The organism is Paraburkholderia sp. J69-1 (assembly GCF_905220255.1).
In the GTDB taxonomy this organism is placed as follows: Bacteria; Pseudomonadota; Gammaproteobacteria; order Burkholderiales; family Burkholderiaceae; genus Paraburkholderia.
On the sequence record NZ_CAJMZG010000004.1, the window covers coordinates 282,704 to 301,421 of the forward strand.

The window sequence follows — 18,718 nt, forward strand, 5'->3', positions numbered from 1 at the left end:
TGAAGGGCTGGCGAGTGCCTGCACTTTCCCGCAACGTCCGTGCTGCCGCTTCCCTGGGCGGCGCTTGCTATGATAGCGCAGCGCAAACCCAATAACGACAAGGGTTTCGAAGATTTAGAGGGGTCCGCGCGGGTTTTTTTGCGCCATCCCACATTTTTGATGTTTGCCGCTTCAGGAATGCAGCCGGCATGCATAGATTTAACATTCTCGCGTTGCGTCCCGCCAACGCTTTGCGGCCGCAAACCCAGAGCCCACGGGCATTTCGCCGCAATTTCCCGCTTTCGCCGCCTTCGCGCCAGTCATGACCGCCACCCTGATTCCCGCCACGCTCGCCTTTCGCGAGGACGGCACACCGTTTTCACCCACCTTCGGCGACGTTTATCACAGCCCTTCAGGCGCCTTCGAACAGGCCGATTTCGTGTTTCTGAAGGGCAACGATTTGCCCGAACGCTGGCAAAAACAGCGCATTTTTACGGTGCTGGAGACGGGTTTTGGTCTTGGCGTGAATTTCCTGACGACCTGGGCCGCGTGGCGCGCCGACCCCGCTCGATGCGAGCGCCTGCATTTTGTCTCGGTGGAAAAGCATCCGTTTGCGCGCGAGGATCTGCGCGCGGTGCTCGCCACAGTTGCTGCGCAAGCGCCGCGCAGCGAATTCGCCGCGCTCGCGCAGCAACTGGCGCAAGCGTGGCCGATGCTCGTGCCGGGCACCCATCGGCTCGAATTCGAGGGCGGGCGCGTGACGCTCACGCTCACATTCGGCGACGCCGTCGAGGCGCTGCCCAAAATGTGGTTACGCGCCGATGCGATCTATCTGGATGGTTTCGCGCCCGCGAAAAATCCCGAACTCTGGTCGCCAGCGATCTTCAAGGCGCTCGCACGCGTAGCAGGCGAAGGCGCCACATTCGCCACCTGGAGCAGCGCAGGCGACGTCAAACGCGCGCTCGAACAAAACGGTTTCGAATTCCGCAAAACGCCGGGTTTCAGCGGCAAATGGGCGATGCTGACGGGGCGCTTCGCGCCGCGCTGGCGCGTGCGCCGTTACGAACCGCCGTTGCCGATACCGCTCGCCGAACGGCACGCGGTCGTGATCGGCGCGGGGCTTGCGGGCAGCGCGCTGGTGGAGCGGCTGGCTGCGCGCGGCTGGCGCGTCACGCTGCTGGAGCGCCACGCGGCGCCTGCGTTCGAAGCTTCGGGCAACCCGGCTGGCGTATTCCATCCGCTGATTTCACGCGACGACAGCAGCGCCTCGCGCATCACGCGCGCGGGCTTTCTCTATGCGCTGCAACGCTGGGCCGCGCTCGATGCGCTCGGCCATGCGCCCACACGCAGTCATGCAGGACTCCTGCATCTCGCCACCGACGACGAATCGCGCGCGGTATCGGCGGCATTGACATCGTTTGGTTATCCCAACGAATTCGTGCACGGCGTCGATCGCGAGCAGGCGCAGGCGCTCGCCGGTGTCGAACTCGCGCAGGGCGGCTGGTTTTATCCGCTTGGCGGCGCGATCGATCCGGCTTCGCTGTGCCGCGCGCAGATCGCGGCGGCCAGCGCATACAGCGGCGCGCAGGTGGAAACGCGTTACGGCGTGCAAGTGGGGAAACTCGAACGTAACGGCGACGCCTGGCAGGTTTTCGACGACAAGGGCACGCTGATTACGCAGGCGGGCGCGGTGATCTTCGCCAACGCGCACGATGCCGCGCGTGCCGCCGCGCTCGACTTTGCACCGACGCGCAGCGTGCGCGGCCAGCTCACGCTCGTCGATGAAAGCCCGCTCGCGGCGCTGCGCGTGCCCGTGATCGGCGACGGCTATGCGGTGCCGCTCGACGGCGGCGTGACGCTCGCGGGCGCGACCTACGAAGTGGACGACACGAATCTCGATCTGCGCGCGCCCGGTCACGTGGAAAACCTCGAACGCGTCGCGCTGATGCTGCCCGAACTGGCCGCCGCCGCAGAACCATCGACTGGCTGGCGCGGCCGCGTGGCGCTGCGCTGCGTCACCAGCGACCGCATGCCGATGATCGGCCAGCTTGGCGACGAATCCGCCGCACGCCAGGACGCCCAGCGTCTGTCGGGCGCCTGGCCGCTCGATCTGCCGCGCACGCCTGGCCTTTACGGCGCATTCGCCTTCGGCTCGCGCGGCCTCGTCTGGGCGGCGCTGGGGGCGGAACTGATCGCTTCGCAGCTCGAAGGCGAACCCTGGCCGCTCGAACGCGAACTGGCCGAACAGATCGATCCGGCGCGCTTCCTGCAGCGCGCCTTGCGCCAGCGCAGCCTCTGATTCCAGAAAACGAAAGCAAACCTTACATCGAAGCTTACAACGCGACCAATACAGTTATCCCCGCGAACGTGTGGATAACTGCGCGAGTTGTGGACAAGTTTGGTGTGGGCGCGATGTGGGCGTAAACGGGATAACTCGGCGACCGCTTTGCGCCCTCAAAAAGTTATTCTTGATTGCCAGGCAACATGCCACACGGTATGCGACGGGTTGTGCGAACGCCAAGCCGATGATTCACATAGGTATACAGGGGTTATCCACAGGAAAGGGCGCCCCTTGTTAACTTCTACTACGTATACATACGGTAAACCGTAAACCTGAAGCTGGCGCCACCGCTGTCGGCAGGAAAAGCGTTAACGGCACTGTTGTGCTGGTCGATTCGCTGCCTGAAGTTCGACACCGTGCCGACGGTCATTTTTTCCACATCGTCGTTGAACTTTGTACAAAGCGGGCGCAATTACCGGCATCGCCTGGCTTCATCGTTCGAAGCGGGACAATTGCAAAAAAGCTATGGCACAATCGCCGTTCTTTTCCGCGTCACCCGCCATATCTAGCGACATCAAATCGGTATCAAATGGCCGACGCGTCCACGGAACGGATGCCGCCTGAACTGAATCTCAGTGCTCAGGACAGCCGGCTGCGTTCGTTCACCCACCCAGGCGCCGACAATCCTTAAAGAACGCGCCTGGACCGGCTGTGCGCCGCGCAAGCGGCACCGGTGCGAGGTTCCCCGCCGTCGTTCGCTGCAATCCAGCCGCTGCCTGATACAGGCTGCGGGCTTGCGCGTCCCCGGCTGACGCGGAACTTCCCGCTCGCGAACCGCCTCGCCGCGCGTTCGCCACGCATGTGTTATGTCTGCGTGGCACGCGGCTTGCCCATGATGCGGGCCGTAGCGGTACTCGTACGTCGGACAGCTGGACTTGTCTTCTGTGCCGGCCCAAGCGGGCTTCAGCGCCGCTTCGGTCCCCTGCAGGAAGGTGTTGCCAAGGAGAAGCCTTCACGATGAAGTCGGCGTTTTCGTTCTTTCCCGCGTGGCCGTTGCAGCCCGACGGCATTTTCTGGGCAGGCCTCGCGCTGCTGGCCGCCGGTCTGTGCGGCGAGCTGTGCTACCGCGCCTGGCGTTTGCCGCGTATTTCGGGCTATGCCGTCATCGGCCTGATCGCCGGTTCGGCGGGTTTTGGTGTGATCGATATCGATACGGCGAACGCCGCGCGGCCATTGCTCGATGTCGCGCTCGGCCTGCTGCTGTTCGAACTCGGCAGCCGCCTCGATCTGCGCTGGATTCGCCGCAGTCCGTGGCTGATCCTTTCGAGTCTTGCCGAAGCCACGCTCACCTTCGTGCTCGTGCTGGCCGTGTTGCTCTTTCTTTCCGTGCCGGCGATGGTCGCGATCGTCGTAGCGTCGATTGCGATGGCCACGTCGCCCGCCATGGTGATCCAGCTCAAGACCGAACTGCGCGCGGAAGGGCAGGTCACGCAGCGTCTGATCACGCTCACGGCGCTCAACAGCATGTATGCGGTCGTGATCGAAAAGCTCGCTTCCAGCTGGCTGCATCAGGAAATCTACGGCAACGTGTTTGCCACCATCCTGCAGCCGCTCTATCTGCTGGTCGGCTCGATCGTGGTCGCGTATGTGCTCGCGCGCGCCTGCACCTTGTTCTACCGGCGCCTGAGCCCGCAGGACGAGCATTCGTTCGTTGCGCTGTTCGGCCTCGTGCTGCTGGCGATTGCCGTGGCGCACCTGCTCAAGCTCTCGACCATCCTGAGCCTGCTGGCCGCGGGCATCATCGTGAAGAATCTGGAAGTGCGCCCGCAACTGTGGCCGCAGCATTTCGGCACGGCCGGCTGGCTGCTCACGGTGATCCTGTTCGTGCTGACCATGACCACGTTCGAATGGCACGACATTCTGGTCGGCGGACTGGCGGCGGCCGGGCTGATCGTGGCGCGTCTGGTGGCCAAGCTGGTCGGCGTGCTGATCTTCGCGAAGCCAAGCGGCCTCGAATGGAAGCAGGGCGTCGCGCTGGGCATCGCGCTCACGCCGATGTCCGCGCTCGCGCTGCTGCTCATGGAGGACACCTACGATCTGTACCCGGGCTTCGATCCGCGTCTGCGCGCGATCATGATGTGTGCAATCGTCGTATTGCAGCTGCTCGGGCCGTGGCTCGTGTACCGGGCGCTGGCGCTCGTCGGCGAGCGCGACGAGCAATGATGGCGGCGGCCGCGCCATTCTGAGCGCGCCGCCACGAAACACTGCCTGCCGCACGCGCTGCCTTCGTTTCATCACATCATGAAGCGGGTGGCGCGCGCGGCGTGGCCGAAAGAGGGGACGTCATGTCACTGGAAACCTTTATCGATTCGAAGCCGTTCACCTTCGGCGTCGAACTCGAAATGCAGATCGTCAACACGCACGATTACGATCTGACCAAAGCCGGCAGCGATCTCATGCGCCTCATCAAGGATCAGGAGATTCCGGGCAATATCACGCCCGAAATCACCGAAAGCATGATCGAGCTGTCCACCGGCATCTGCACGCATCACGAGCAGGCGGTGGCCGATCTGCGCAAGATCCGCGACGTGCTGGTCGCCGCCGCCGACCGTCTGAACGTAGGCCTGTGCGGTGGCGGCACGCACGCGTTCCAGCAGTGGAGCGACCGTCGTATCGTCGATACACCGCGCTTTCAGTACCTTTCGGAGCTGTACGGCTATCTGGCCAAGCAGTTCACGGTGTTCGGCCAGCACGTCCACATCGGCTGCCCGGATGCCGATAGCGCGCTGTTCCTGCTGCATTCGCTTTCGCGCTTCATTCCTCATTTCATTGCGCTGTCCGCGTCGTCGCCGTATGTGCAGGGCGTGGACACCGGATTTCATTCGGCACGGCTGAATTCCGTGTTCGCGTTCCCGTTGTCCGGGCGCGCGCCGTTCGTGCTGAGCTGGGAGGAGTTCAAGGAATACTTCTCGAAGATGGTTCACACGGGCGTTGTCAACAGCATGAAAGACTTCTACTGGGACATTCGCCCGAAGCCCGGTTTCGGCACGATCGAAGTGCGCGTGATGGATACGCCGCTGTCGGTCGAGCGCGCGGCGGCGATCGCCTGCTACATCCAGACGCTGGCGCGCCATCTGCTGATCGACCGGCCGATCCAGCCGCTCGAAGACGACTATCTCGTCTACACGTTCAACCGCTTCCAGGCCTGCCGTTTCGGTCTTGCGGGCACCTGTGTCGATCCGCAGACGGGCGAGCGCCGCACCATCTCCGAAGACATTCTGGCCACGCTCGACAAGATCGCGCCGCATGGCGAGGCGCTCGGCTCGACGCGCGCGCTGGCCGAAATCGGCACGATCGCGCGCAACCAGAACAACGATGCGAGCTGGCTGCGCAGCGTGGTCGCCGATGAAAAATCGCTGCACGAGGCCGTGCGCCAGCAGTGTCTGCGTTGGCGAGCCTGATGGAAAAAGCCATGAAAAGCGGAAAACGGCGGACAGCGCGCGTGGCCTGGCCGGTGAAAACCCGCTGAAATGCGGCTGAAAACCGCAGTACGAGAGGGCAGCCTGCGGGCTGCCCTTGTCGTTTGAGCCTTGCCAGAAGGTCTTCCCGAAGGCCTTCGCGGCGCCGTGTCGAAGCACACAACGGACTTTTGCGCCGACTTACTAAAAATTTTTTGTCCCAGGCAAGATACCAGGGTGTTCTTATTTTTTTGATCTTTGCGCCGTTATGGGCAATAGTGTGCAGCAGGGCCTCATGGTGTCTGTGGGTAACCGCGGAAATGCCTGAAAACTCAAGGGCCTGCGTCATGCACGCGAGGACGCGGTGCGCTTGCCTGGCAAGAGCGGATCGCGATAGCCGGAATGCGAATCAAACGGCAATTGTGCAGGGCTGGTAATTTGCCCACAGACCTTGAGTGCACTTACTAACTGGTTATCCACAATTGCGGCTTGATAAGTTAGCTGTGCGATTTGCCACTCTCGCATAGAATGTCGGTTTGCTGCGCGGGCACGAGGTTGCGAAGGAAGCTTCGGGTCTGCCAGGCAACAGGAAATGACTGGATGCAGCGTGCGATTACGAGAGTATTCAGCGCGTGCGAAGCAGGAATTTTTTGAGATGGTGTGGGCGATTCACTGAGATTGCCTACAAGGTTTCCCACAAGGCCGTCGGCGCATGCGGCGGCTGACGACGCAGCGAAAGCTGCCAAATAACCAGCGAAAGACTATGAGCGAAGGCGTATACGGAGAGCAGGCAGCCGGGCGGGTGACCCATAGCCTGCTGCGACTGAGCACGGCAATGCGGAGCCAGGCGTGGGACTGGGCCGAAGGCGCAGGCCTCACGCCGACCCAGGGCGAAATTCTCGTGCTGCTGATGCAGCGCAAGGGGCCGATGCGCCTCGGCGAGATCGCCCGTGAAACGGCACTGACTGCCGCCACGACCAGCGATGCAGTGAGCACGCTCGAAACCAAGGGTCTCGTCGAAAAGCGCCGCGCGCTCGACGATGGCCGCGCGCTCGCGGTGCGTCTGACCGCGCGTGGCCGTACGGCTGCGAAGAAGGCCGCACAATGGCCGGATTTCCTCTCGAAGGCCGTCAACACGCTGCGCGCGGACGAGCAATCGGCGTTCTACCGCACGCTGCTCAAGACCGTCTACGTGCTCGAATCGCAGGAAGCCATGCCGCAACACCGCATGTGCCTGTCCTGCACGCATTTCGAGCCCAGCAAGACCCCGAAGAAGACGCCGCACAAGTGTGCGCTGCTCGGCATCCAGATGGCGGATACCGATCTGCGTCTCGATTGCTCGGTCTACGAACAGGCCGACGCGACGACCCAGAAGAAAAACTGGAAGATCTTCGCGGCTTGATGTGACTTAAGGTCACATAGCGTTACGTGGCACTACGTAGCGTCTCACGACGCCATGTAGCGCCACGCAAAGCCCACGAAACCTGCGGCCGGTACGAAGCCGCGCCGTCCATCGGATGGACGGCTGCGCCTGACGTGCTGCGTTCATGGCGGTTTCGTGGGGCGGGTTGGCGAGGCGTCCCTTGTGGCGCGTCGTTCCCGCGCCGTCTGCCGCACGGCTGTGACACGCGTTGGCGTGCTTCCAGCGTGCCTGTCACGTACCCCCGATGTGTGTCCGGCCCGCTGCCGGCGCCACGCGTCGAATTGTGTAGCTGACCCAGGGATTTGCCGATGAATCGCGAAGTATTGGCCGTTCGCCACGTATATTTCGAGGACCTCGGCAGTTTCGAGCGCGTGCTCGGCGACCGGGGCCGGCCGGTACGTTATGTCGATGTCGGCTTTGCCCGCGTCGGCGCACTCAATCCCGTTTCTGCGTCGCTGATGGTGATCCTCGGCGGTCCCATCAATGCCTGCGACGACGCACGCTATCCCACGCTTGCACCGATTGCCGCGCTGATCGAAAAGCGCATCGCGGCGGGTCTGCCCACGCTCGGCATTTGCCTCGGCGCGCAGCTGATCGCGCGTGTGCTGGGCGCGCGCGTCTATGCGTCGGGTCACAAGGAAATCGGCTGGACGCCGCTCACGCTCACCGACGCCGGCCGCCAATCGCCGCTGCGTCACGTCGATGGCGCCTCGACCTCGATGCTGCACTGGCACGGCGACACCTTCGATCTGCCGCAGGGCGCCACGCGTCTGGCGTCCACGCCGCTGTGCGAGAACCAGGCGTTTGCGTGGGGCAATCACGTGCTCGGGCTGCAATGTCATCCCGAAGTGCGCGCCGACCGCTTCGAGCCCTGGCTGATCGGCAACGCGGGCGAACTCGATGCCGCGGGTATCGACATCAATGTCCTGCGCGCCGAAACGGCGCAGCATGCGCCGCGTCTGGAAACCCAGGCGGGCCTGATGTTCCACGAATGGCTCGACGCGCTCGACCAGCAGTTTGCAAACGCGCCGGCGAAGCAGCCCTGAAGCCAACGGTCGGCGACGCTATTCCGACGTTACTGCGACATTTTCGCGACGTTATTTAACCGCGCATTTCTTCAGCGGATAAGCCGCCCGAGGCGCCCCGGCGCGCCTCGCGGGCCTTGAAAGCGCCTGTCAAAAGCGCGTGCTATTCTCGGACGCTCCTCACCACCGTCCGCATTATTTCCCCATGAGCAAGCTCTTCTCACCGCTCGCGCTGCGTGGCGTGACGCTGGCCAATCGCATTGTCGTTTCGCCGATGTGCCAATACTCGGCCGAACGCGGCGAGGCTAACGACTGGCACATGATCCATCTCGGCCATCTCGCGCTCTCGGGCGCGGCGATGCTGTGCATCGAAGCCACCGCCGTCGAGCCCGATGGCCGCATCACGCCCGGCGATCTCGGCCTTTGGGACGACGCCACCGAAGCCGCGCTCGAACCGGTGATCGCCGCCATCCGCCGTCATTCGCCGATCCGCATCGCCATGCAGATCTCGCACGCGGGCCGCAAGGCATCGAGTCAGGTGCCCTGGGAAGGCGGCCAGCTGATTGCCGTCGCCGATGGCGGATGGCTGCCGCACGCGCCCTCGGCGTTGCCGCACAAGGACGACGAAACGCCGCCGCTCGCGCTCGACACCGCCGGTCTGAATCGCGTGCGCAACGCGTTTGCGGCGACTGCGCGCCGCGCGGCGCGACTCGGTATCGACGCGCTCGAAGTGCACTGCGCGCACGGTTATCTGCTGCATCAATTCCTCTCGCCGATCGCCAATCAGCGCACCGACGAATACGGCGGCTCGCTCGAGAACCGCATGCGTTTTCCGCTCGAAATCTACGACATCGTGCGTGCGGAGTTTCCTGAAGACCGGCCCGTGGGCGTGCGCGTTTCGGCGAGCGACTGGGTCGACGGCGGCTGGACGCCGGACGATACGGTCGTGTTCGCGCAGGCGCTCAAGGCGCGCGGCGCGGACTGGATCGACGTGTCTTCCGGCGGCGTTTCGCCGTTGCAGAAGATTCCAGTCGAGCCCGGTTATCAGGTGCCGTTCGCGCGCAAGGTGAAGCAGGAAACCGGCATGACGACGATTGCCGTGGGCCTCATCACGGATGCATTGCAGGCCAACCAGATCATCGAAGATGGCGAAGCCGACATGATCGCGATGGCGCGCGCGATGCTCTACGATCCGCGTTGGCCGTGGCACGCCGCTGCGCAACTGGGCGCGACGGTCAGCGCGCCGCCGCAGTACTGGCGTTCGCAACCGCGCGAGCAGAAGCATCTGTTCGGCGATACCACGCTCGGTCAACGTTAAGCGCAACACGGAACTCATTCATCGTGCGCGGTGAATGAGTTCCGTGCAGCAGGTTGAACGAAAGAGGCGCGAACGTGTACGATGCCGGTTGTGGCGCGCCTCGCACGGCTCATGCAGTTCGATGCACGCACACGAGCGCGGCGCCGACATGGCGCCGTGTTTGCGTGGAGCGCGGCTTTCTCGTCGCGCCGCGAAGCGCAGGACGCGATACTTCACAAGGATTCCATCAATGAGTGTACGCAGGATCGTCGTGCGCCAGTCGGGCGTACACGGCAAGGGCGTATTTGCGGCCGATGCGATCGAGGCCGGCGAACGCCTCATCGAATACAAGGGCGAGCGCATCTCGTGGAAGGAAGCATTGCGGCGTCATCCGCATAACCCCGACGAACCGAATCACACCTTCTATTTCGCGCTCGACGACGGCGACGTGATCGACGGCAAGATCAAGGGCAACAGCGCGCGCTGGATCAATCATTCGTGCGCGCCGAACTGCGAAGCCGAAGAGATCGAAGGTCACGTGTACATCCACGCCGTGCGCGATATCGAGCAAGGCGAGGAACTGTTCTACGACTACGGTCTCGTGATCGACGCGAAGCAGACCAAGAAGCTCAAGCGCGAATACGAATGCCGCTGCGGCGCCCGCAAGTGCCGCGGCACGATGCTCGCGCCGCCCGAGAAAAGCGAAGAGAAGGGCAAGAGCGCGAAGTCGAAGAGCAAAAAGAAGAAATGAGGCGCTGACGTCGATGCCGTTGTTTGGGCGTCGCGCGATCGAAAAGCACATGGGCCGCAATTGCGGCCCATGTTTTTTGTTGCTGCGTTGAATGCGCTCAGAGATCGATCGGCGCCTGATGCGAAGGCTTTTTCTCGCTGGTCTCTGCAGGCGCGTCGTGCGCTGCCGCGCTCTTGTGCGCGAGCGCGTCGTCCGGGCTCAGCGTTTTCGTGCTGCCGGCGCGACGCTGGTTGAGCGGCACACGCACGATGAAGCGCGCGCCGCCTTCGGGCGCATCTTCGTAATGCACGCTGCCACGATGCAGGGTCATGATGTCGTGCACGATCGCCAGGCCCAGACCCGCGCCGCTATCGACGCCGCTTTCGCTCTGGCCGTCGCCGCGGAAGAAGCGCTTGAAGAGATCGGCTTGCTGTCCTTGCGGCACGCCGCGGCCGTTATCCTCGACGACGATTTCCGCCATCGGCACACCATCGGCCACGCTTTGCGAAACCGTCACGGTGATGCGGCCGCCATCGGCGCGCGCGGGCGGCAAATACTTGAGCGCGTTATCGAGCAGATTGGCGATCACCTCATGCAGCAGCACGGGGTTGCCGCGCACCATCAGCGGCGTGTCGTTCTCGGGATCGTCGAGGCGCTGGAAGCCGAGGTCGACATGCCACGCGAGCGCGCGCGGCACCCATTCCGCGCCGGTTTCGAAGGCAAGCGCAGACATGTCGATATCGACGAAACGCGCGGCCTGTTCGCCCGGTTCCGCGCGTGCGAGCGACAGCAACTGATTCGACAGGCGCACCGCGCGATCGGCGGCGGCGCGCAGTTCGCGCACGGCGTCGTTGACCTTCTGCGGCTCGCGCGCGTTGACGGCCTGTTCCGCGTGCAGCTTCACAGCCGTGAGCGGCGTGCGCAGCTGATGTGCGGCATCGGCGATAAATTTGCGCTGGCCTTCGAGCGCGGTCTTCAGACGCCCGAGCAGCGCGTTGAGCGCGCCCGTGAGCGGACGGATCTCGACGGGCACATAGGTTTCGTCGACCGGCTCCAGCGACGTGTGCGTCTGCCGGTTGAGCGAATCGGCGAGATCGGTCAGCGGGTTGAGCTGCTGGTTCACCACGCGCCACACGATCACCCAGCCCGCGAGCAGCAGCAGTAACAGCGGCATCATGATCGCCACGAGGAATTCGGCGGCGATACGAAAGCGGTGATGCACAGGCTGGCCGACTTCCACGACGATCGGATTGCCGTGCGGCTGCGGCACGCGCACTTGCGCCACGCGCACGCTCACGCCCTGATAAATGGTCTCGAACACGTACGCGTAATGCATGCGGCGCACGTTGGTGCCTTGCAGGGGCAGATCGTGATCGCCGGCGATTTCGGTTTCGCCGTTGCTGATGCGATAGACCAGATGCTCGACGGGGTCGGAGAACATCGCCTGGGCGAGCGGCGGCACGGTGACGGGCGCGTCGGGACCGGCGATCTGGATCTGTTTGGAGATGGCGGTGGCGAGGTCGGCGAGCGATCGGTCGACCACGTGCTGCGTGTACTGCCACGCAAGCCAATAGGCGATCAGGCCGCTCATCAAGGCGAGCAGCGACAGTGGGGCGGCGAGGCGCCGCAGCAGCGTACGCCGCAGGCTCGTTGCGGCCGGTAGGGACATGATCGGTTTGGGCGAAGGAAAGACGTGGGCGTGGCGCGCGAAGGCGGTCCACGCAGGCCCGGATCATTTTACGCGGGTGCAGGCTCGCGCGGCAGAGGATGGAAAAAGGGCGCCTCCCGGAATGGCGAGGCGCCCTGCGAACGGTCCTGAGCGATTCAGGCCGTCCGGCTTTGCACGGCGGCAGGCTGGCGTCAGGCCGCCTGGCGGATTTCCTGCAGCAGGTAGCCGAAGCCGCGCACCGTGACGATCTCGACACGGCAGTTTTCGAGCTTCTTGCGCACGCGGTGCACATAGACTTCGATCGCGGTATCGCCGAGATCGCCGCCGAAGTGCGTGAGGTGGTCCTGCAGCTGCGCCTTGCTGACGACGCGGCCATGACGCAGCAGCAGCATTTCGAGCACGGCGAATTCGCGCGGCGAGAGTTCGAGCGGCTTGTCGTCGTTGAAGATGCGGCGATCGACGCCCGACAGACGCACGCCGCCGAGCGAAACTTCGGGGCGCGGCACGTCGCCGTGCGGGCCGCTGCGGCGCATCACGGCGCGGATACGCGCTTCGAGTTCGGCCGGTTCGAACGGCTTGAGCATGTAGTCGTCGGCGCCGGAATTGAGGCCTTGCACACGGTCATTGAGCTCGTCGCGCGCGGTCAGCACGATCACGGGCGTATGACGGTTGCTTTGGCGGAAACGCGAGAGCAGCGTCATGCCGTCGATGCCCGGCAGGCCGAGGTCGAGGATCACGAGCTCGTGACGGTTCTGCGTGAGAGCCTGTTCGGCGAAGATGCCGTCGTGGACCATGTCGACCGTGAAGCCGGCTTGTTCGAGGCTGGACTGGATGCCGCGTGCGATGGGGCGGTCGTCTTCGATCAGAAGGAGTCGCATGGATTTCGCTCAAGTACAATGGGTTTAGCGTTCAGGCACGCAGTTCGCAATGCGCCGCTCGTTCGTGAAACGGAAACGGCAGCGCAGCGACTGGGCGGCGCTGCGTGCAACAGTTGCACGATCACGACCAACATGTCCGATATCTCCATCACCGAACTCGAAGCCGCGATCAACTTCTGGCGCGACCGCTCGCCTTCGAGCGGCGACGAACTCGCGTTGTGCCAGGAGGCAGTTGCGCTCTCCAGGCCATATGCGCTGCTGATTGTACAGCGTCAGAACGTCTTCTCACCGGATCGTTTAGACCCTCAGGCACGCATTGCCTGGGAGTCTTACGTGTCCCTCAAGAATGGCCTTCAAAGCTGAAGGTTTGGACGTCCGATAGCCTGCATTATGCTTTCATTGCAGCGTATTTGCCTGTTGAGCGCCGTGCACACCCTTGCCTAACGCGCGACCCATCCATTGCGCTTACGCGTCGGCGCTTCATGAACACATTTCATGTTGCGCCTGCGTCGTACTCGACTAGCTATCGCGCCGCGATTACGTGGCGAGCGGGCCCGGCGCGATCGAATCGATAAAGCTCGCGAGTTCGATATCGCGCGTCGTGAGGCCATCGGCTTCATGCGTCGACAGCGTGATTTCCACGCGGTTATAGACGTTGAACCACTCGGGATGGTGATTCATTTCCTGCGCCTTGATGGCCACGCGCGTCATGAAGCCGAAGGCTTCGTTGAAATCGGCGAAACGGAAATGGCGCTGGATGGCGTCGCGGCCGGTGACGGCCTGCCAGCCATGCAGACGTGCGAGCTGCGAGGCGCGCTCTTCGGAGGTGAGTCGGTTGATCATCATGGCACCTGTATGCGCGATGTGTACGTAATGCGATTCGCGTCCGGCGCTGGGATCGGCCAGCGTGCCGGGCGCGTCTTTGATTCTTCCACGGATAGCCAGGGCGTGCGAGCGTGCGCCCGCGCGCTGCGGCAATCGGCGCGTGCCGGAGGGCACACGTATTGCGTTGCCGCAAAACGGGATCGCAAGGCAAGCGCGGCGAGGCCTTAAACGTCGCCGTCCGCGAGCCAGCCTTCGCGCGTGCCGCGCGTGTAGACCGTGTCGCTGGCCAGCACGTCGCCGGCCGCGTGCGGCTCGAAGGCGATGATCGGCGCGGGGTCGGTCAGGCGTGCCGCAATACCGGCGCCCAGCGCGTCGAACAGTTGCGCGAACGAGTCGATCACGAAGTAGGTTTTCTGGAACGTGTCGATGCGATAGCGCGTGCGCAGCACGCGATCGAGATCGAAGCCGAGCCGGTTGGGCGCGGCGCTTTCCACGCTGTAGATCGATTCGCCCTTGCTGGAGACGATGCCCGCGCCGTAGATCTTCACGTTTGAGCGATCGTCGGCGTCGCGCATCAGGCCGAATTCCACCGTGTACCAGTAGAGGCGCGCGAGCAGCGGCAGTGCGCGGTCTTCCACCGCGAGTGCGGCGCGGCCGTAGGCGTGGATCGCATCGGCGAAAACGGGGTCGGTGAGCAGCGGCACGTGGCCGAACAGGTCGTGAAAGCAGTCCGGTTCCTGCAGATAATCGAGCTGGTCGGGACGGCGCATCCACCAGGTCACCGGAAAGCGCCGGTTGGCCAGATGCTCGAAGAAGATGCGATCGGGCACGAGACCCGGCACGGCGACGATGCGCCAGCCCGTGGCGGCCATCAGGCGCTCGCTCACGGCCTCGAAATCGGGCACCTGCGCGACGTCCAGCCCAATGCGTTTGGCGCCTTCAATAAACGCCGCGCAGGCGCGCCCTTCGAGCAGCGCCATTTGCCGCCGGTAAAGCTGGTCCCAGACCGCGTGATCGACCGCGCCATAGCGCTCGCGCGGCTGGTCGATGGTGAAATCCGCGCGGGTTTCGAGACCCGCGTCGAACTGTTCCTGCAGTTTGGCGGTGGCGGCGATGGCCATGTTTGTGAACGCTCCACTAAAAGCACTTTTCGATGAGAAAGTGTAGAGCGGAGTGCATGCGGAAGGTGCGCGTTTCGGGTGCTGATTGCGCTAGTCATGCGATAATCGTGCATCGATTAGCTATTCAATGCAGGATATTTTCATGCTCGAACTCGATCACTTCGATCTCGCGCTGCTTGACGTATTGCAGCGCTTTGGCCGCGCCACCCATCAGCAACTGGGCGAACAGGTGCCGCTTTCGCCTTCGCAGATCGGCCGGCGTTTGCAGCGGCTGGAGGCGTCGGGCGTGATCGACGGTTATCGCGTCGTGCTGCGGCCGGAGAAACTGGGGCTGGGCGTCACGGCGTTCACGAGCCTGAAGTTGAAGCACCACGGCGATTCGATCATCGAACAGTTCCAGCAGCAGATCGACGTGCTGCCGGAAGTGCTCGAATGCCATGCCGTGGTGGGCGACGCCGATTATCTGCTGCGGATCGTGGCGCCGGATCTGAACGCGCTGTCGTCGTTCGTGATGAAAAAGCTCATGCGCGTGCCCGGCGTGGACAGCGTGCGCTCGAACATCGTGCTCACGACTTTCAAGCGCAATGGTCCGCTGCCGCTCGGCCATCTGGAGCCTGGCGCGGCGCCGCTTTAAGGCGTGCCGCGCCGGTTAGCGACGATGAGCGCCAATCAGGCCGCCTGTGCCGGCGTGTTGAGCAGATCGACGTAAGCCACGGCCACGAGATCGGCTTCCTCCACGCCGAGCTTCTTGAACACCGCTGCGGCTTCCGCTTCGCCGCCTTGCTCGTCGTCGTCGGGGCCGAGCAGCACTTCCAGTTCGACGAAATCGCCCAGGCCGTCCACGCGGTCCAGATGGATGCGCGTGCGGCCCGCCGTGTAGACGTGGCGCTCCTTCGAGACGATGCCGCGCGTGGTGAGCGCGGTGGCGAGCAGCGAGTGCATCGCTTCGGCGTTGGTGACGGGGCTGCGCGTGTAGTACGAGGCCTTGGGGCCGTCGCGGTCGTCGCGCTGGTAGAAGATCAGTTCGGGCGGCGTGCCGTCGTCGAATTGACGCAGCTTCAGGCGGCCGCGCGGCACGTCGTAGAAGAAGTCCTGCTGGCGAAAGATCAGCGGCGCATCGGGTGCGAGCTGGGCGGCGCGCTCGCGCAGGGCGTCGAATTGACGGGCACGGGCTTTGATTTCGATGTTGCGGGCCATGCAAGGCTCCTGTTGGAACGAGGGAACGATGGGCGAGGCTCGGGACGCGCCGCATCGCTTCCTCATTGAGCCAATCAGGGAGCATCGAAAATCACGGCGCGAATTCCGAATCTAGCAAAACTTGCGTGACCGCGCTGTTACAGCCGATGACAGAGCCGTCGATCGCGCATGCTGCGCGGATAAGATCAGACGTTAGTTGCTTTTAACGCTGCCGAATCCGCCACCGATCCCGCCGCATGTTCATGAGTACGGCTCATATCGTCCACTGTGTTTCGATGGCCTTGAGCGCTGCGCCGATGGTGGGTTCGTCGCGACGATCCGCGCGCGTGATGAAGGTGAGCTCGGTGGGCACCGTCACGCCATCGACGATGGTGAGCGCGTGAGCGTGCGCTTCGGCAATGGCCGTGGCGTCGCGCGCGAGCGTCAGACCCACGCCTGATTTCACGAGATCGAGCATCGACGGCTCCTGATCCACTTCCGCCACCTTGTTGGGCTTCGCGCCCGCCGCTTCGAACAGGCCGGACAGCAGCCGGTTATGCGCGGATGCCGGCGGCGTCCAGATCCACGGCAAGGCCGCGAGCGCGCGCCAGTCGTGCGCGCCTTTCACGCGATCTTTCCAGCCTGCGGGCGCGAGCACGCGATATTGAAAATGCGTGAGCGTGAGCGTGTGAAAGGTCTCGGCATCCGGGCCGGGCTGGCCGATGTAGTAGCCCACGTCCAGTTCGCCCGCGCGCACCTGGTCGAGCACCCAGCCCGACATGCCATGCCGCAGCGCCGTTTCGATCTGCGGCCAGGTCTCCACGAGCTGCCGCAAAAAGCCGCCGAGCCGTAAAAACGCCGGATCGAGAATCGTGCCGATGCGCAGCTTGCCGCGCACTTCATGACGCAGCGCAGCAGCGGCCCGCTGCACGTCGCCGGCGGCGGCCAGCGCGCGTTCGGCGTGCGGCAGCAGCGCCTGGCCGTCGCGCGTGAGCGCAAGACCGTGCGAGGTGCGCGTGAACAGCGTCACGCCCAGCGTTTCCTGCAGATGCTTGATCTGCAGACTCACGGCGGGCTGCGTGAGATGCAGATGCGTGGCGGCGCGCGTGAGATTGCCTTCGCGCGCGACCGTGACGAACGCCCGCAACAAGGTCAGGTCCATGCGCTGATATTAACGCGCCTTATATCGCTGTTGAGGATTAATCATTGGATCGGCGCAGTGTCGTGCGATTACGCTAAAGCCGGTCTGCGCGTCACGCGCAGAAGCGCGCCCTGCGCGCCATCCAATCGATAAACCTCCATCGAAGAGGCAGACATGAGCGAGACAGAACGTAGCGAGGCGCCTGCGCGCGCCGTGGTGCAACTGCCGCATTTCGTCGACGGCCGCGCACGGGAATCCAGCAGCGGCCGTTATGCCGACGTCTTCAATCCCGCCACTGGCGCCGTCAGCGCACGCGTGCCGCTGGCAAGCGTCGCCGAAGTCGATGCCGCCGTGGCCGCCGCCCACGCTGCCTTTCCCGCCTGGAGCGAAACGCCGCCCATCAAGCGCGCGCGCATCCTGTTCAAGTTCAAGGAATTGCTCGACCGTCACCACGACGAACTGGCCGAACTCGTCACGCGCGAGCACGGCAAGGTGTTCTCGGATGCGAAAGGCGAGGTGATGCGCGGCATCGAAATCGTCGAATTCGCGTGCGGCATTCCGAACCTGCTCAAGACCGATTTCACCGACCAGATCGGCGGCGGCATCGACAACTGGAATCTGCGCCAGCCGCTGGGCGTGGTGGCGGGCGTGACGCCTTTCAACTTTCCGATGATGGTGCCGTGCTGGATGTTTCCGGTCGCGCTCGCCTGCGGCAATACCTTTGTGCTGAAGCCTTCGGAGCGCGATCCGTCGGCGTCGCTGCGGCTTGCGGAACTGCTCAAGGAAGCGGGCTTGCCCGATGGCGTGTTCAACGTCGTGCACGGCGACAAGGTCGCGGTGGACGCACTGCTCGCGCACCCGGACATCACCGCGCTGTCGTTTGTCGGCTCCACGCCGATCGCCGAATACATCTACACGGAAGGCACGAAACACGGCAAGCGCGTGCAGGCGCTGGGCGGCGCGAAGAATCATCTCGTGGTGATGCCCGATGCCGATCTCGATCAGGCCGTCGATGCGCTGATCGGCGCGGCCTATGGATCGGCGGGCGAGCGCTGCATGGCGATCTCGGTGGCGGTGGCCGTGGGCCATATCGCCGATGAACTGATCGAGCGCCTCACGCCGCGCGTGAAGTCGCTCAATATCGGCGACGGCATGAACGAGGCCTCGGAAATGGGGCCGCTCGTGACCGCGGCGCATCGCGCGAAAGTGCAGGGTTATATCGACGCGGGCATCGCCTCGGGCGCGAAGCTCGTGGTCGATGGGCGCGGTCACACGGTTGCCGGGCGCGAGAACGGTTTCTTCCTCGGCGGCACGCTGTTCGACGAGGTGAAAACCGATATGTCGATCTATCGCGAAGAGATTTTCGGGCCGGTGCTGTCGGTCGTGCGCGTGCCGGATTTCGCGAGTGCGGTCGAGCTGATCAACGCGCACGAATTCGCCAACGGCGTGGCGTGTTTCACCTCGGACGGCGGCGTGGCGCGCGCGTTCTCGCGGCAGATCAAGGTGGGCATGGTGGGCATCAACGTGCCGATTCCGGTGCCGATGGCGTGGCATTCGTTCGGCGGCTGGAAGCGTTCGCTGTTCGGCGATCACCACGCGTATGGCGAAGAGGGCGTGCGCTTCTACACGCGTTACAAGAGCATCATGCAGCGCTGGCCGGACAGCATCGCCAAGGGCGCCGAATTCACCATGCCGGTGGCGAAGTAAGCGAGGCA

General features: G+C 63.9%; 16 protein-coding genes. 10 read left to right on the forward strand and 6 right to left on the reverse strand.

Annotated features, from left to right (window positions below):
- Positions 1–301: 301 nt before the first annotated feature.
- From mnmC to U5A67_RS09595, 7 genes are all read left to right on the forward strand, one after another.
- Positions 302–2,278 carry a bifunctional tRNA (5-methylaminomethyl-2-thiouridine)(34)-methyltransferase MnmD/FAD-dependent 5-carboxymethylaminomethyl-2-thiouridine(34) oxidoreductase MnmC gene (gene mnmC / locus U5A67_RS09565; RefSeq protein WP_321813819.1) on the forward strand — a complete coding sequence of 659 codons (1,977 nt, stop codon included), beginning with the start codon at positions 302–304 and terminating at the stop codon, positions 2,276–2,278.
- A 999-nt stretch (positions 2,279–3,277) separates the two neighbouring features.
- Positions 3,278–4,483 (forward strand): cation:proton antiporter, encoded by a 1,206-nt coding sequence (locus U5A67_RS09570; RefSeq protein WP_205983161.1) that lies wholly within the window; start codon positions 3,278–3,280, stop codon positions 4,481–4,483.
- 122 nt (positions 4,484–4,605) lie between these two features.
- On the forward strand, positions 4,606–5,721 hold the full coding sequence (locus U5A67_RS09575) for a YbdK family carboxylate-amine ligase (RefSeq protein ID WP_205983162.1): 1,116 nt from the start codon (positions 4,606–4,608) through the stop codon (positions 5,719–5,721).
- 760 nt (positions 5,722–6,481) lie between these two features.
- A complete protein-coding gene (locus U5A67_RS09580; protein WP_205983163.1) occupies positions 6,482–7,120 on the forward strand; it encodes a MarR family winged helix-turn-helix transcriptional regulator in 639 nt (212 codons plus the stop codon).
- Between the two features lie 329 nt (positions 7,121–7,449).
- Entirely contained in the window at positions 7,450–8,187 is a 738-nt protein-coding gene (locus U5A67_RS09585) for a glutamine amidotransferase (protein ID WP_205983164.1), read from the forward strand.
- Positions 8,188–8,371: 184 nt separating this feature from the next.
- Positions 8,372–9,484: an NADH:flavin oxidoreductase/NADH oxidase gene (locus tag U5A67_RS09590; RefSeq protein WP_205983165.1), complete on the forward strand. Its 1,113-nt coding sequence runs from the start codon at positions 8,372–8,374 to the stop codon at positions 9,482–9,484.
- Between the two features lie 229 nt (positions 9,485–9,713).
- On the forward strand, positions 9,714–10,214 hold the full coding sequence (locus U5A67_RS09595) for an SET domain-containing protein (protein ID WP_321813820.1): 501 nt from the start codon (positions 9,714–9,716) through the stop codon (positions 10,212–10,214).
- A 97-nt stretch (positions 10,215–10,311) separates the two neighbouring features.
- Here U5A67_RS09595 and U5A67_RS09600 read toward each other — a convergent pair whose 3' ends face one another.
- The gene (locus U5A67_RS09600) at positions 10,312–11,862 is read right to left on the reverse strand and encodes a sensor histidine kinase (protein WP_321813821.1); all 1,551 of its coding nucleotides are present in this window, start codon (positions 11,860–11,862) and stop codon (positions 10,312–10,314) included.
- A 191-nt stretch (positions 11,863–12,053) separates the two neighbouring features.
- Positions 12,054–12,740 (reverse strand): response regulator transcription factor, encoded by a 687-nt coding sequence (locus U5A67_RS09605; RefSeq protein WP_027815974.1) that lies wholly within the window; start codon positions 12,738–12,740, stop codon positions 12,054–12,056.
- Between the two features lie 132 nt (positions 12,741–12,872).
- On the opposite strand from U5A67_RS09605, the gene U5A67_RS09610 reads away from it, so the two are divergent.
- Positions 12,873–13,103, forward strand: coding sequence for a DUF3717 domain-containing protein (locus U5A67_RS09610; protein ID WP_205983168.1), 231 nt, complete (start codon positions 12,873–12,875; stop codon positions 13,101–13,103).
- Between the two features lie 174 nt (positions 13,104–13,277).
- Here U5A67_RS09610 and U5A67_RS09615 read toward each other — a convergent pair whose 3' ends face one another.
- Positions 13,278–13,583: a 4a-hydroxytetrahydrobiopterin dehydratase gene (locus U5A67_RS09615; protein WP_321813886.1), complete on the reverse strand. Its 306-nt coding sequence runs from the start codon at positions 13,581–13,583 to the stop codon at positions 13,278–13,280.
- A 206-nt stretch (positions 13,584–13,789) separates the two neighbouring features.
- Positions 13,790–14,686: a phenylalanine 4-monooxygenase gene (gene phhA / locus U5A67_RS09620; RefSeq protein WP_321813822.1), complete on the reverse strand. Its 897-nt coding sequence runs from the start codon at positions 14,684–14,686 to the stop codon at positions 13,790–13,792.
- Positions 14,687–14,828: 142 nt separating this feature from the next.
- Here phhA and U5A67_RS09625 point away from each other — a divergent pair, with 142 nt between their 5' ends.
- A complete protein-coding gene (locus U5A67_RS09625) occupies positions 14,829–15,320 on the forward strand; it encodes an Lrp/AsnC family transcriptional regulator (RefSeq protein WP_027815978.1) in 492 nt (163 codons plus the stop codon).
- 35 nt (positions 15,321–15,355) lie between these two features.
- Here U5A67_RS09625 and U5A67_RS09630 read toward each other — a convergent pair whose 3' ends face one another.
- Together U5A67_RS09630 and U5A67_RS09635 are read right to left on the reverse strand one after the other, a co-directional pair.
- Positions 15,356–15,883 (reverse strand): class IV adenylate cyclase, encoded by a 528-nt coding sequence (locus U5A67_RS09630; protein WP_205983170.1) that lies wholly within the window; start codon positions 15,881–15,883, stop codon positions 15,356–15,358.
- Between the two features lie 253 nt (positions 15,884–16,136).
- Entirely contained in the window at positions 16,137–17,024 is an 888-nt protein-coding gene (locus U5A67_RS09635) for a LysR family transcriptional regulator (protein WP_321813823.1), read from the reverse strand.
- Positions 17,025–17,177: 153 nt separating this feature from the next.
- On the opposite strand from U5A67_RS09635, the gene U5A67_RS09640 reads away from it, so the two are divergent.
- On the forward strand, positions 17,178–18,710 hold the full coding sequence (locus tag U5A67_RS09640) for a CoA-acylating methylmalonate-semialdehyde dehydrogenase (RefSeq protein ID WP_321813824.1): 1,533 nt from the start codon (positions 17,178–17,180) through the stop codon (positions 18,708–18,710).
- The last annotated feature ends 8 nt before the right edge of the window (positions 18,711–18,718 follow it).

Excerpts from the sequence above, each read along its gene's own strand:
- U5A67_RS09615 (WP_321813886.1), bottom strand. The coding sequence starts at position 13,583 with ATGATCAACCGACTCACCTCCGAAGAGCGCGCCTCGCAGCTCGCACGT.
- U5A67_RS09600 (WP_321813821.1), bottom strand. The coding sequence starts at position 11,862 with ATGTCCCTACCGGCCGCAACGAGCCTGCGGCGTACGCTGCTGCGGCGC.
- U5A67_RS09585 (WP_205983164.1), top strand. The coding sequence starts at position 7,450 with ATGAATCGCGAAGTATTGGCCGTTCGCCACGTATATTTCGAGGACCTC.
- phhA (WP_321813822.1), bottom strand. The coding sequence starts at position 14,686 with ATGGCCATCGCCGCCACCGCCAAACTGCAGGAACAGTTCGACGCGGGT.
- U5A67_RS09630 (WP_205983170.1), bottom strand. The coding sequence starts at position 15,883 with ATGGCCCGCAACATCGAAATCAAAGCCCGTGCCCGTCAATTCGACGCC.
- U5A67_RS09610 (WP_205983168.1), top strand. The coding sequence starts at position 12,873 with ATGTCCGATATCTCCATCACCGAACTCGAAGCCGCGATCAACTTCTGG.
- U5A67_RS09590 (WP_205983165.1), top strand. The coding sequence starts at position 8,372 with ATGAGCAAGCTCTTCTCACCGCTCGCGCTGCGTGGCGTGACGCTGGCC.
- U5A67_RS09635 (WP_321813823.1), bottom strand. The coding sequence starts at position 17,024 with ATGGACCTGACCTTGTTGCGGGCGTTCGTCACGGTCGCGCGCGAAGGC.
- U5A67_RS09570 (WP_205983161.1), top strand. The coding sequence starts at position 3,278 with ATGAAGTCGGCGTTTTCGTTCTTTCCCGCGTGGCCGTTGCAGCCCGAC.
- U5A67_RS09605 (WP_027815974.1), bottom strand. The coding sequence starts at position 12,740 with ATGCGACTCCTTCTGATCGAAGACGACCGCCCCATCGCACGCGGCATC.
- U5A67_RS09640 (WP_321813824.1), top strand. The coding sequence starts at position 17,178 with ATGAGCGAGACAGAACGTAGCGAGGCGCCTGCGCGCGCCGTGGTGCAA.
- mnmC (WP_321813819.1), top strand. The coding sequence starts at position 302 with ATGACCGCCACCCTGATTCCCGCCACGCTCGCCTTTCGCGAGGACGGC.
- U5A67_RS09580 (WP_205983163.1), top strand. The coding sequence starts at position 6,482 with ATGAGCGAAGGCGTATACGGAGAGCAGGCAGCCGGGCGGGTGACCCAT.
- U5A67_RS09575 (WP_205983162.1), top strand. The coding sequence starts at position 4,606 with ATGTCACTGGAAACCTTTATCGATTCGAAGCCGTTCACCTTCGGCGTC.
- U5A67_RS09595 (WP_321813820.1), top strand. The coding sequence starts at position 9,714 with ATGAGTGTACGCAGGATCGTCGTGCGCCAGTCGGGCGTACACGGCAAG.
- U5A67_RS09625 (WP_027815978.1), top strand. The coding sequence starts at position 14,829 with ATGCTCGAACTCGATCACTTCGATCTCGCGCTGCTTGACGTATTGCAG.